This window comes from Clostridium saccharoperbutylacetonicum N1-4(HMT), from assembly GCF_000340885.1.
GTDB lineage: Bacteria > Bacillota > Clostridia > Clostridiales > Clostridiaceae > Clostridium > Clostridium saccharoperbutylacetonicum.
In genome coordinates this window covers 1,262,322-1,276,363 of sequence record NC_020291.1, presented here as the reverse complement: position 1 = coordinate 1,276,363, position 14,042 = coordinate 1,262,322, and the positions used below count along the sequence as shown (strand labels likewise).

Here is a 14,042-nt window from a genome sequence, read left to right as displayed (position 1 = left end):
TTATTAAACCTACCTTTCAAGATCTTTTGATATTTCTTCTATTGGTGTTGCTACTGGGTAAATGCCATTAAAGCATCCCATACAGAATCCGTCTCTATCGCCGCAGCTTCTATAAACCCCTTCTTCACTTAAGTATCCTAAGTAATCTGCTCCAATCATATCTCTAATTTCTTCAACAGTATGATTAGCAGCAACAAGCTCGCTTCTATAAGGAGTATCTATTCCAAAATAACATGGATATTTAACACTTGGTGATGCAATTAAAAAGTTAACTTCTTTTACTCCTGCACGTCTAAGTGATTCAATTAAATGTTTTGAAGTAGTTCCTCTAACTATAGAATCATCAATAAGAATAACTCTTTTACCTTCTAAGTTTACTTTTAATGGATTTAATTTTACCGCAACTGCTCTTTCTCTTATTTCTTGTGATGGAGATATAAAAGTTCTTCCAACATATCTGTTTTTTATAAATCCTGTATCAAAAGGTATTCCAGATGCCTTTGCATATCCTATAGCTGCTGGTATTCCTGAATCTGGAACTGCTATAACTATATCTGCATCTAATGGATGTTCCTTAAATAATTGTTCACCAGCTTTTACTCTTGTTGTATGAACTTCAAGCCCATCAATTCTTGAATCTGGTCTAGCAAAATATATATATTCGAATGCACAGGTTTGACACTTAGTGTTTTCAGAATATCTATATGATTGTATTCCATCTGCATCTATTATTACTATTTCCCCTGGTTCAATATCTCTAATAAGTTCAGCGCCTATTGCATCTAAAGCACAACTTTCTGAAGTTAGTATATAACCTTCTTCAATTTTCCCCAATGACAATGGTCTTATTCCGTGTGGATCTCTAGCCCCGATCAACTTATCTTTTGACATAATAGTTAATGCAAAAGACCCTCTAATAGCTGACATTGCATCTACAACTGCCTTTGCAAGCCCCTTTTTTGCACTTCTTGCTATAAGACAAGCAATTACTTCTGAATCTGTAGATGTATGAAAAATTTGTCCAGCATCTTCAAGCAATTCTCTTATAACATCATCATTTACTAGATTTCCATTATGAGCCATAGCAATTGATCCGATTTTTGAAGTGCTTACTATAGGTTGAGCATTTTCTATACCCTTTCCTCCAGCAGTTGAATATCTAACATGCCCTACAGCTATATGACCTTGTAGTTTACTTAGATCTTCTGGTTTAAAAGCTTCTGTAATAAGACCTAAACCTTTGTGAATATCTATTTTTTCACCATCTGCAACAGCTATTCCAGCACTTTCTTGTCCTCTGTGTTGAAGAGCATAAAGTCCATAATAGGTCATAGTTGCAACATCTATTGGCTGATTGGCATAAACACCAAAAACTCCACATTCATCTTTAAATTTATCATTACTTGGATCCATTATTAATTCAAAATTTGAATTATTCATTTATACAATCCTTTCGTCTTTTAATTTTTTAATCAATGCCCAGTTGTCAATTATTAATGGTCAGTGCATTAACATTTAAGACTTACAATTAATAATTGAGAATGCACAATGCACAATTATTGATAAAATTTTATTTTTCCTCATAAATTGTACATTGTGCATTGAATAATTGTGAATTATTATTTAGAAATTCTCTTTAAGATTTCAACATAAGCATCTTTAACATTGCCTAAGTCTCTTCTAAATCTATCTTTATCTAATTTTTCACCAGTTGTTGCATCCCAGAATCTACATGTATCAGGTGAAATTTCATCTGCTAATACTATTGTTCCATCTGCACATCTACCAAATTCAATCTTGAAATCAATTAAGTTAATATTCTGTGCTGCAAATACTTCTTTTAATACATCATTAACTGTAGCTGTCATTTTTAAAATAACGTCTATTTCTTCAAAAGTTGCAGCTCCAATTGCTACTGCATGATAACTGTTAATTAATGGATCTCCTAATTCATCATCCTTATAAGAAAATTCGAATACTGTAGTCTTAAGCTTATATCCTTCTTCAAGCCCTAATCTCTTAGCCATGCTTCCTGCAGCCACATTTCTTACAATAACTTCAAGTGGTACAATTTCAACCTTTTTACATAATTGTTCTCTATCATTTAATTTTTTAATGAAGTGAGTTTTGACCCCCTTCTTTTCTAAAAGTTCAAATAAAATAGCAGTGATTTCATTGTTCATAACACCTTTATCTTCTATTTGGCCTTTCTTTTCTCCATTAAATGCTGTTGCATCATCTTTGTAATATATAATTACTTCATCAGCCTTATCTGTCGCGTAAATCTTCTTTGCTTTTCCCTCATACATCATTTCTAATTTTTCCATTATAGTTCTACTCCTTCCGCATTTTCCTCTATGAATTTTTTCTTCATATTTAATCTAAATTCTTTTAATTTATTTTTTAATTCATTATTATTAACTGATAACATTTGAACTGCTAGCATTCCTGCATTATAACTGTTGTTTATACCAACTGTCGCAACTGGAATTGATTTTGGCATTTGTACTATAGAATATAATGCATCAACACCTTCAAGAGCTGCTTTAACTGGAACTCCAATTACAGGAAGTATTGTCTTTGAAGCAATGACTCCTGGTAAATGTGCTGCAAGACCCGCACCTGCTATAATAACTTGGCATCCTTGAGCCTGTATTTCTTCTAATGTTTCTTCTAACTTTTCTGGTACTCTATGAGCTGAAAGTACAAAAGCTTTATATTCAATTCCAAATTCCTTTAAAGCATTTGCAGCTCCTCTCATAACTTCTGTATCAGATTTACTTCCAAAAAATATTGCTACTTGCATTTCTTTCTAACATCCTTTCAATTATCAATAGCTGTAAATTGCCCACTGGGTACCCTAAAGGGCATAAACTGTTATCTAAAATATCCAACTCCTGCTTTGAAGATCTTTTGATCAAAGTCTCCAGGAATATTTCTATAAAGGTCAGTTCCTATTCTTTCACTGTGTGCCATCTTACCAAGAACTCTTCCATCAGGGCTAGTTATACCTTCAATTCCGTACATCGATCCATTTGGATTAAATGGCATATTTAATGATACATTTCCATCAAAATCTACATATTGAGTAGCTACTTGCCCATTTGCAATTAATTCTTTAATTAAGCTTTCAGGTGCAACGAATCTTCCTTCTCCATGAGAAATCGCAACTGAATGAATATCTCCTAAATTAACTTCGCTAAACCAAGGCGATTTATTAGAAACTACTTTTGTACTTATTATTGAAGACATATGTCTATTTATATTGTTATAAGTTAATGTCGCCATATCTTCTTTAATATCAACTATTTCACCATATGGAACTAAACCTAATTTAATTAAAGCTTGGAAGCCGTTACAAATTCCTAATGCTAATCCATCTCTATTTTTAAGAAGTTCCATTACTGAATTGCTAATCTGTTCATTTCTAAGAGCATTTGCAATAAATTTACCAGAACCATCTGGCTCATCTCCTGCTGAAAATCCTCCCGGAACCATAAGAATCTGTGCTGTACTGATTTCTTTTGCAAGTCTTTCTATTGATTCATTAAGTGCTTCCTTAGTAATATTTCTAAATACTACTTGAGTTACTTCAGCTCCTTCTTTTTCAAAAGCTCTAGCGCAGTCATATTCACAATTGTTTCCTGGGAATACTGGAATTACAACCTTTGGCTTAGTAACTTTAACTTTAGGTGAAAGTGTTGATTTTTTATCATATAAAACAGTTTCAACTTTTTCTTGTACATCTTTAGTTTTAATCTTGAATACTGATTTTAATTTTTCTTCATATGTTTTTTCTAAAGCTGCAATATCTAAATTTAAATCATATTCCTTTGAAATTATAAATGCTGAAGCTATTGTCTTACCAACTTCTTTATATAAACTCTCTTTGAATTCATCTTTTACATTAATGCTATTTTTTACTTCTAATAATATAGTTCCATAGTTAAACCCAAATAATTCATCCTTTGTTAAATTATCAAGCTCTGCACCAATTCTATTTCCAAGTGACATTTTAGTAATTGCTTCTGAAACTCCGCCGTATTTTATAGCTGATGCTGAAATTACCTTTTCATCTTGAATTAATTTGTGTAATACTTCTAAATTTTTCTTAAGCTTTTCTATATTTATAGTTCCATCGTCAAGCTTTTCTGTTTGAAGTAAAACTAAGCTTGATCCTGCTTCCTTAAATTCTGGTGATATTACATGTTTAGCTTTTTCAACTCCTACTGCAAAAGAAACTAAAGTTGGAGGTACATCTAAATCTCCAAAGCTTCCTGACATAGAATCTTTACCACCAATTGCAGCTGTTTCAAAGGCCATTTGAGCTTCATAAGCACCAAGTAATGCTGCAAATGGTTTCCCCCATCTTGAAGCTTCTGAACCTAATTTTTCAAAGTATTCTTGGAAAGTAAGTCTAGCTTTTTTGTAATCTCCACCCATAGCTGCAAGTTTAGTTATACTTTCAATCACTGCATAATATGCCATGTGATATGGGCTCCAAGTACCTAGTTCTGGATTAAATCCAAAAGTCATTAATGTTGCATCTGAACTTTCTCCATTTAGAACTGGAATCTTAGCTGCCATACCTTCTGCTGGAGTTTTTGCATATTTACCCCCAAATGGCATAAGTACTGTTCCATGTCCTATTGTTGCATCGAATCTTTCAGATAAGCCTTGTTGTGAAGAAATGTTCAATTTCTTTAAGTTATTAATCCATTCTTCATTAACCTTAACATCTCCAACTGTATATGGATAAGCTAATGGTGCAGTAACTTTAACATTAGTCTTTTGAGTAGCTCCATTTGTATCTAAGAAAGTTCTCCTTAAATCAACAATGTTTTTTCCTCTCCAGAATAATCTAAGTCTATCTGTATCAGTAACATTTGCAACTAAAGTAGCTTCTAAATTTTCTTCGTTTGAAAGTCTTATAAATTCATCTGCATTTTCCTTGGTTACAACAACCGCCATTCTTTCTTGTGATTCTGAAACCGCAAGTTCTGTCCCATCTAAACCTTCATATTTTTTTGGAACTTTATCTAAATCTATATCTAAACCTCTGCAAAGTTCTCCTATTGCAACTGAAACCCCACCTGCACCGAAATCATTACATCTCTTGATCATTTTAGCTACTGTTGCATTTCTAAATAATCTTTGAAGCTTTCTTTCAGTAGGTGCATTACCTTTTTGAACTTCTGCTCCACATTCATTTATTGAATCTACTGTATGTTCCTTTGATGAACCTGTAGCTCCACCGACACCATCTCTTCCTGTTCTTCCACCAAGTAAGATAATTACATCTCCAAGTTTTGGTTCCTCTCTTACTACATTTTCTTTAGGTGCTGCTGCGATTACTGCCCCAACTTCCATTCTCTTTGCTGCATAATTTGGATGATATACTTCTTGTACCTGTCCAGTAGCAAGACCAATTTGATTTCCGTATGAGCTATATCCATGAGCTGCTCCAAGGGTTATTTTTCTTTGAGGAAGTTTTCCTTCTAAAGTATCTTTAACTGGAACTGTTGGATCAGCTGCCCCAGTAACTCTCATTGCTTGATATACATAAGTTCTACCTGATAATGGATCTCTTATAGCTCCACCAAGACAGGTTGCTGCTCCACCAAAAGGTTCAATTTCTGTTGGATGGTTATGTGTTTCATTCTTAAACATTACCAAATAATCTTCTAAGCCCTTATCAGTTTCAATCCTTACATTTATTGAACAAGCATTTATTTCCTCTGAAATATCTAAATCATCAAGCTTCCCTCTTTTTCTAAGTTCCTTCATAGCAATTACTGCCATATCCATAAGAGTTTTGCTTTTTTCTTTCTCACCATAAACATATTCTCTTGATTTCAAATATTCTTCATAACTTGCTTTTATAGGAGCTGTATATATGTTATTTTCAATTTGAACATCCTCTAATATGGTAGAGAAGGTTGTATGTCTACAATGATCTGACCAGTATGTATCTATAACTTTAATTTCAGTTATACTTGGATCTCTTTTTTCTTCTTTAAAATAATCTTGAATCATAAGAAGATCATCAATGCTCATTGCTAAGCCTTGTTCACTATGGAAAGCTTGTAATTGCTCTAATGTCTTATTGATAAATCCCTCTAAGATTTGAACATCATTAGGTATGCTTGAAGGTACTGATAATTCTTTACTATCTATATCAACTTCTCTTGAATCGACTGGATTGATATAATATTTTTTTATTTTTTCTATATCCTCTTGTGAAAGGTTTCCTTTTAAGATTAATATCTTGGCTGATTTAATTTCAACCTTATCTTCAGCTGTTAAAAGAGCTAAACATTCAGAAGCCGAATCTGCTCTTTGATCGTATTGACCTGGTAGGTATTCTACTCCAAAAGCAACTTCTCCCTCATTTACTGGTAACTTTGATTCATAAACCACATCTACTGTTGCTTCAGAAAAAATTGTATGTAATGCTTTCTTATAATATTCTTCAGATATATCTGAAATAATATACTTATTTACAAGTCTTACATCTTCCAATGCAAAAATCCCTAAGTTTTCTTTAAAATCATTTAATAAACTTTGGGCTTCAACATTAAATCCATTTTTCTTTTCAACGAATACGCTTCTAATATCTAACATCTTGATTCCTCCAAAAATATTATAAGATTTAGCTTAATCACTACCTCTTTGTAATGGCGAATGCTTTTTAACAACATCTCGCTAACTTTCGTATCGATGTTTTTAGATTATCATTAAAGACGGACATTGTCAACTTATATTGTGTTAAAATTTGATTTAATTTATGTTTTAACGAATTATATATTGCTATTATTTTTATATGATTCGTGTTTATTGTATTTTTTCTCAAGTTTTGATATTAAACTATCAATTGAGTTGCTATTTTATACAATAAAAAAACTGTCTCAAAACAAAAATATGCTTTAAGACAGTACTATTATTTAAATTTATCATATGAATAATATAGAAACTCCAACTATACTAATGACAGCTCCAAGTATTTCTTTTTTAGTAACTTTTTCATGAAATATCATTATTGAAGCTGGTATAATTATGATACGTGAAATTGACATAATAGTTGACGCAATACCTGTAGCAATATATTGAAGCGCTAGTAATGAGAAGGAAACTCCTAGAAATGGTCCAAAAAATGAACCAAAAGTTATATACTTCATTACTTTTATATTTCTAAAGGTCTTAAATACATTCCCCCACTCCTTTGAATATGTAATTATTATTGAAAATCCTATAATTGCCGCAATAGTTCTAATTTGAGTTGAGGCAAAAGCATCATAATTTTCCATACCTATCTTACTAAAAATAAGTCCAACTGCTTGTCCTACTGCTCCCATTAAAGCATAAAACAAACCTTTTAATGGTTTAGAAAACTTAATAGTATTACTATCTTGATTTTTAACCAAAATTACAATTGCCACTCCATACATAGTTATAAGCATGCCCACTATATCCCTCAATGTAAGACTTTGTCCTACAATAATATAATCAGCTATAGCAGATATAATAGGCACCGTTGCCATTATAAGCATTGTCAAACGTGCCCCTATTTGAACATACGCTTCAAATAAAAAAAAATCTCCAAGCACAAAACCAATAATTCCCGAAATAATTAACCAAATCCAATTATTCATCGTAGCATCTAATGGAAGAAACATTCCTCGTGAAAAGTAAGTATATATTCCTATAAATATAAAGGCTACAATTAATCTTATAAAATTTACCGATAATGATCCTACTTTTTTTCCTGCATACTCAAAAGCTATAGGTGAAATAGCCCAGCATATAGCTGTTATTAATGCTACTAATCCTCCGAAATAAGTATTTGACATACTCCCTGCCCTCCTAAGAATTCAATTTCATCAAACCTCTTCTGCAGCTAATAACTTAATTTTTCTAAGACATTCCGCTGCTTCAAACTCATTTGCCATAACAACTAAATAATCTCCATTTAATATTTGGGTATCACCTTTAGGAATTATTTCTTTATCTCCTCTTTTTATAGCAACCAATAAACTATTTTCTGGCCACTGTATTTCTTTAACCAGCTTTTCTTCCATATAGCTTTCCATACAAACAGAAATCTCTAATAAAGTCTTTGTTTTTCCATTCCATTTCAGCTCTTCTTCAGATTTATCTTTACTATTCTTTTTAAGCAGTCGTTCAAGCAGACTTTCATAAATTGGAGTTAAATTCATAAATTCTGAAATTAAGTATGACGTTATTACAACTATGGTTAATGCAAGTAAATGTTCAAAAGAACCTGTCATTTCTGTAATTAATACAACTCCAGTTATTGGTGCTTTTACTGTAGCAGCAAAATGCCCTGCCATAGCAAATATTATAAAATTAATAATATAAATTTGTGGCAAATTACTCATTTTGCAAAATAACACCCCAAAAATATTTCCAGCTAATGCTCCTAGTAATAAAAGTGGGAAGAATATTCCCCCTGGTGCACCTGACCCAAAACATACTAATGTTAGGATAAATTTAATTATCAAATAAATTATTAAAATCTTCAACGTGAAATTTGTTTTTGACATTGCCATTATTAATTCATGACCACCACCAAGCAAAATTGGCGAATTAACACCAACAATACCTGTAATCAAAAATGGGATTGCAACTTTTAATTCCACGGGCATATTTTTAAGCAGTGCATATATTTCTTGACTTTTCAAGATTCCTTTATTAAATATCTTTCCTAAAATCCCAAGTATAATACCTAAAATAGGTAGAGAAAAGTAATAGGCAAGCGGAAATACTTTTACACCAGTAAAATCTAATGCTGGTTGTATTCCCAGGAATTCCTTACATACAAAATCCGCCATTATTGAAGCTGCCATCGCTGATAATAGCACTAAAGGCGAAAAATTTTTATGAACTTCTTCAAGAGCAAACATAACTCCAGACACTGGTGCATTAAAAGCTGCTGCAAGCCCTGCACTAGCTCCGCTTGTTAAGAGGTAATTCTCTTCTGTTGTATTCCTCTTAAAAAACCTAGAAAAGACTTGTCCTACACACGCTCCCATTTGAACAGATGGGCCCTCTCTTCCCGCAGATAATCCCACACCTAAAGCTATAGTTCCTCCAATAAATTTATATACTAACACTCTAAGAGGATTAACTTTAATTTCTTTCATTAAAATACCTTCAACCTGTGGTATCCCACTACCTGAAATCATTGGATCTTTTCTAACTAAATGACCAATCCCAATTCCTATTAAGGCAAGTCCAACAAATAAAAATATTAATCTCACCACACTAAATGTAGCGTATTCATACAAATATTCAGCAACACTATTTAACTTTGAAATCAAAATCCTATTGCATACTATAATTAATCCAACTATTATTCCAATAGCTGCTGATTGCATCACTAATTTAAATTTTAATTTTTTTCTTCCCTCAAGTATTTTTTTTATTGAATGTTTATTATTAATTACTCTGCTTTCCATAAAACAACACCTAAATTCTTTTACTAAATTTCAACACAAAAAAAACAAAGGGCCATAAGATTACTCTTATGACCCAATAGCATACTATCTGTCGAAGTTTCTATTGTTTCTTTGTTGCTTTCTAGCTTTTCTACAATCTGGACATCTAACTGGATCGTTATCAAATCCTTTTTCTTTGTAGAATTCTTGTTCTCCAACTGTGAAAATAAATTCCTTTCCACAATCTTTACATACTAAAGTTCTATCTTCCATTATAAAAATCCTCCCTTTTTCCAAAGATTATAACCTGATACTTGACCCAATCTCTGAAACAGAGGCGAATGTGCAGTATTGATTAAATCTTGAATTATCTTACTATTTAAGAATAGCACATTTTATCTTATAATTCAACACAAATTATCGTAGTAATTTATTAAATATAAACCTTCTCAATTTGCAATTTATCAAAAAATAAATATAATATTAGAACTTTTATCAAAAAAATATAGAAACTAAGAGTCTATTCACTCTCTTAGTTTCTTTCAAACATTAGGCCTTCTTGTAACTGTCCTTTATCCATTGATACTATCCTATCTGAGACGTCCTTTGCAAACTCCATGTCATGAGTAATAATCATCATACTCATACCTTTAGTACTTAAACTTTTAATTAAATTAGCAACTTCTCCAGTTAAACCTGGATCTAATGCAGATGTAGGCTCATCAAAACACATAATTTTAGGTTCTAGCACTAATGCTCTTCCTATAGCTACTCTCTGTTTTTGTCCTCCTGATAATTCAAATGGATAATTATTTTTCTTTTCAATCAGATTTAAAAATCCAAGTGTTTCTTCTGCTTTTTTTATTGCATCTTCTTTTTTCCATCCCAATACTTTTTGCGGTGCTTCTATTAAATTCTCTAATACAGTCATATGAGGAAATAAATTAAAATTTTGAAACACTAATCCTATATCTTTCCTTATTTCTTTTAATTCTTTTTTGCCTACATATTTACCATTTTTACATAATACTTTACCATTGATCTCTATATCGCCTTCGTCACAGTGTTCTAATTCATTCACACATCTAAGCAATGTAGTTTTTCCACCGCCTGAATTACCAACAACCACTAATATTTCACCTTTTTTTATCTCAAGGTTAATTCCTTTAAGAACTTGTGTATTTCCAAAACTCTTTTTCAAATTTCTTATTTTCAACATGATAATTCCTCCACTTAACTATAGTAGTCGTACTTCTCTTCAACTTTCTTTAATACTTGGCTTAAAATCGCTATTACTATTAAATAAACAACTCCAACTATTAATAGTGGAACCAAAGAAACATCACGGTTAGCAGCTGTTTTTCCTATCTTTAACAATTCATCCATTCCAAGAACATAAACTAAAGATGTATCCTTTACTAATGTTGTTATTTCATTTGCAACTGGTGGAATCACTCTCTTAAATGCTTGTGGTAGTATGATTCTAAAAAACGTGTCTTTTGAACTTAAACCTAAAACCTTCGCACCTTCAACTTGTCCATCATCTATTGACGCTATTCCAGCTCTAAATATTTCACCAAAATAAGCTCCATAATTTAATACAAATGCCAAAATTGCAGCTGGAAACCTATCGAATGTAATTCCTACCATTGGCAATCCAAAAAATATCACAATAATCTGCAATAATAGAGGAGTTCCTCTCATTATAAGAATATATACTTCACTTATTTTATTAACTATTAAAGCTTTAGAGGTTCGCATTACAGCAATTACTACACCAAGTGGAATTGATAATATTAATGTCAGTGCAAAAATCTCTAATGTGACTTTAAGCCCCTCTAGTACTTGAGGCATTATTTCTAAAATATAACTCAAAGTTATTTCCTCCTCTTTATTGTTTGTTCCTTATTTAATAACTATATCTTGTTCAAACCATTTCTTTGATATTTCTCCTGCAGTCCCATCTGCTATTACTTCATTTAAAGCTTTATTAAAGGCTTCAACAAACTTAGTATCACCTTTTTTAATTCCGACACCATATTGTTCACTTCCAAAATTCTCAGTTAAAATTTTATACTTTTCTTGACCTCTAGCTTTCATATAGTATCTTGCTAAAATCTCATCTACTACAATAGCATCTAATCTCTTAGCTTCTAAATCCATTAATGCAGCATTATTATCTTCAAAAGTAACTAATTTACCACCATTAAAACTCTTCATTAAGTCTGCTTCTTTTTCAACAGCATCCACAGCTGTAGATCCATTTTGAGCTCCTACCTTTTTACCTTTTAAATCACTTTTAGTTTTTATATTTGAATCTGCTAACGTTACAATTACTTGTGTATTATTTAAATAAGGTTTTGAGAATTCAACTTTTTGTTTTCTTTCATCAGTAATTGAATATCCATTCCAAATTAAATCTATGTTTCCATTGTCCAGTTCTGTTTCTTTCATACTCCAGTCAATTGGTTGAAATTTTATTTTTTTATTAAGTTTCTTCCCAACTGCATTTGCTAAATCAACATCAAAACCAACTATATCTCCACTTTCATTTTTAAATCCCATTGGAACAAAGGTATCATCTAGACCCACCACTATTTCATCTTTATCTAATGCACTTTTTCCTGCTTTAGCTTCTGATGCCTTATTTTGAGCACTTCCTCCACATGCAACTAAACTAACTCCTAGAGTAACTATAACAGCCATAATAGCTAATTTCTTCATTAAATTATTAATCTTCATAACTTTTACCCCCATTAACATTCTTGTTATTTAACACTTTATCACACTAAAGTGAAAAATTCAAGTGGTTTTTCTTATCAATTTTCAAAAAAGAATGGTTACCATTCAAATTTAACATGGTAACCATTCTTTTTTATCTAGTTGAAGATACTCTATCCATAGCTCTTTGTAAGTTATCCATATGCGTTGTGAACTCATCTACAGCATTTGTAACTTGTTTTTTGTCAACAGGATTTTTATATGTATCAACTCTATCTTTTGCATCGTCTGCATTAACTTTAACTTCATCTAATTTATCTGATATTTCATCAAGCTTGTTTTTGATGTCTTCACTTTTCCCTTGAAGATCTGCACTATTCAATGCATTAGTTAATTCATCTGCTTTTTGATTTAATTCTTTCATTGTTCTTGTTGTATCACTATCAACCTCATCTACTTTATCTGAAATTTCTTTAGGTTTAGTTTTTAACTTATCCATTAAATCCTTCATTTTTTGTGAATCGAACACTTCATTTACCTTATCACTAGTTGGTTTTTCATCAGTATTTTCTTTTGTTTCAAGTATATAATCATCTTTAAGATTACATCCTATTAAAGAAAAAGAAAGTAATATTGCTAGAATCAAACTCATCATAGATTTCTTTTTCATTATTTCACCTCTACTTATTTTGTACTACCTAGTATAATATTAATATTTTTTTATTATTATTTCAATATTTAATACTATTATAATTTATCATTTTATATAAAAAATAAGTTATAGTCTTGATAATAATCTTTTTTTATACTTAATACTTGCTAGTTCACTTATATCTCTTATAAGTTTATAGTTAGACAATCCCCCATATACACCAACTAAAGGTATTCCTTGAATTACTTTTGATAAAATTATATTCTCAGATAAATTCTTCGAAGTAACTTTTATCATTTCATCAAGAGCTATATTTGAATTAATTTTGTTATCAATATTATAAGCAATTTTATCAGCTTCCTTAGAATATAAAATTCTATCTGAGCCCTTATTTGCACTTGCTGAAATTATATTTAGTATAAATATCCGTTCTTCTTCCGAATCATATCTAAAACCATAATTCAAACAAATTTCATACACTGTTTTTAATACTACTCCTATAAAAACAGGTATATCAGGAAGTCCTATACCGAATATTCCAAGTACTGTCCCTTCTGCTGTTGTGATCCCCTTATTTATAATAACGCTCTTCTTTACTTTTTTATCAATCTGATTTAAATTTTTATTATTTATTCTTTTAGCTAAAATATACTCATTTATATCAGCTTCATCCTTTAACCTTTCACAATTATAACTTTTTTCTATTATAACAGTTCCTTTTTGAAATACGTAATAAAATCCTTTTTCAAAAGCTTTTTCGAACGTATTTATCATTTTTTCAGGAATTCTTTCTTCTAATTTTTCTTTTATGGGAGATATCTTATTTTTAATATATTCATTTTCTTTTTTATTCAAAAATTTTTCTTCTCTTTTCAATAACTTTTTCTTTTGATTACTTAAGGTTTTTTCTTTTCTTAAATCATTGTAATTCATATACTTTATTATCTCCACTTCATAAAATTATTGTTTTCTATTATTCTATGTTATATAGTATATAATTCTATTAATTTTTAAATATCATGTTATAGATATCCAAATTAATAATCAAACTTATAAATGGAATATACATGCATCATTGAGAAATTATAATCATAACACTACACTAGAAATCAGATACATTTTTCTGGAAGCAGGCATGTGAAATCGAGCTGATGAAGTTTATTAATGGGGGCTTGTTTCATTTTAGCTTGTCCAAATTTTACATCTGGAAC

12 protein-coding genes are annotated in these 14,042 nt (G+C 30.8%); all 12 read right to left on the bottom strand.

The genetic code is table 11. The features are described 5' to 3' along the window. Positions 1-9: 9 nt before the first annotated feature. On the bottom strand, positions 10-1,440 hold the full coding sequence (purF, locus tag CSPA_RS05635; RefSeq protein ID WP_015391250.1) for an amidophosphoribosyltransferase: 1,431 nt from the start codon (positions 1,438-1,440) through the stop codon (positions 10-12). 179 nt (positions 1,441-1,619) lie between these two features. Beyond that, a complete protein-coding gene (gene purC / locus CSPA_RS05630) occupies positions 1,620-2,327 on the bottom strand; it encodes a phosphoribosylaminoimidazolesuccinocarboxamide synthase (RefSeq protein WP_015391249.1) in 708 nt (235 codons plus the stop codon). After that, positions 2,327-2,806 (bottom strand): 5-(carboxyamino)imidazole ribonucleotide mutase, encoded by a 480-nt coding sequence (gene purE, locus CSPA_RS05625; RefSeq protein ID WP_015391248.1) that lies wholly within the window; start codon positions 2,804-2,806, stop codon positions 2,327-2,329. Before purE ends, purC begins: the two co-directional genes overlap by 1 nt. A gap of 71 nt (positions 2,807-2,877) precedes the next feature. Further along, positions 2,878-6,624 carry a phosphoribosylformylglycinamidine synthase gene (locus CSPA_RS05620; protein ID WP_015391247.1) on the bottom strand — a complete coding sequence of 1,249 codons (3,747 nt, stop codon included), beginning with the start codon at positions 6,622-6,624 and terminating at the stop codon, positions 2,878-2,880. Between the two features lie 329 nt (positions 6,625-6,953). Continuing rightward, complete coding sequence (locus CSPA_RS05615; RefSeq protein WP_015391246.1) at positions 6,954-7,850, bottom strand: DMT family transporter; 897 nt, start codon at positions 7,848-7,850, stop codon at positions 6,954-6,956. Between the two features lie 30 nt (positions 7,851-7,880). Continuing rightward, positions 7,881-9,479 carry a ClC family H(+)/Cl(-) exchange transporter gene (locus CSPA_RS05610; RefSeq protein WP_015391245.1) on the bottom strand — a complete coding sequence of 533 codons (1,599 nt, stop codon included), beginning with the start codon at positions 9,477-9,479 and terminating at the stop codon, positions 7,881-7,883. 84 nt (positions 9,480-9,563) lie between these two features. Continuing rightward, on the bottom strand, positions 9,564-9,731 hold the full coding sequence (locus CSPA_RS05605; RefSeq protein WP_015391244.1) for a zinc-ribbon domain-containing protein: 168 nt from the start codon (positions 9,729-9,731) through the stop codon (positions 9,564-9,566). A 259-nt stretch (positions 9,732-9,990) separates the two neighbouring features. Beyond that, positions 9,991-10,677: an amino acid ABC transporter ATP-binding protein gene (locus CSPA_RS05600; protein WP_015391243.1), complete on the bottom strand. Its 687-nt coding sequence runs from the start codon at positions 10,675-10,677 to the stop codon at positions 9,991-9,993. A gap of 14 nt (positions 10,678-10,691) precedes the next feature. Further along, a complete protein-coding gene (locus tag CSPA_RS05595; RefSeq protein WP_015391242.1) occupies positions 10,692-11,333 on the bottom strand; it encodes an amino acid ABC transporter permease in 642 nt (213 codons plus the stop codon). A 30-nt stretch (positions 11,334-11,363) separates the two neighbouring features. Further along, complete coding sequence (locus tag CSPA_RS05590; RefSeq protein WP_015391241.1) at positions 11,364-12,200, bottom strand: amino acid ABC transporter substrate-binding protein; 837 nt, start codon at positions 12,198-12,200, stop codon at positions 11,364-11,366. Between the two features lie 133 nt (positions 12,201-12,333). Further along, complete coding sequence (locus CSPA_RS05585) at positions 12,334-12,849, bottom strand: hypothetical protein (RefSeq protein WP_015391240.1); 516 nt, start codon at positions 12,847-12,849, stop codon at positions 12,334-12,336. A gap of 108 nt (positions 12,850-12,957) precedes the next feature. Then, on the bottom strand, positions 12,958-13,764 hold the full coding sequence (locus tag CSPA_RS05580; protein ID WP_015391239.1) for an EcsC family protein: 807 nt from the start codon (positions 13,762-13,764) through the stop codon (positions 12,958-12,960). Between the last annotated feature and the right edge of the window lie 278 nt (positions 13,765-14,042).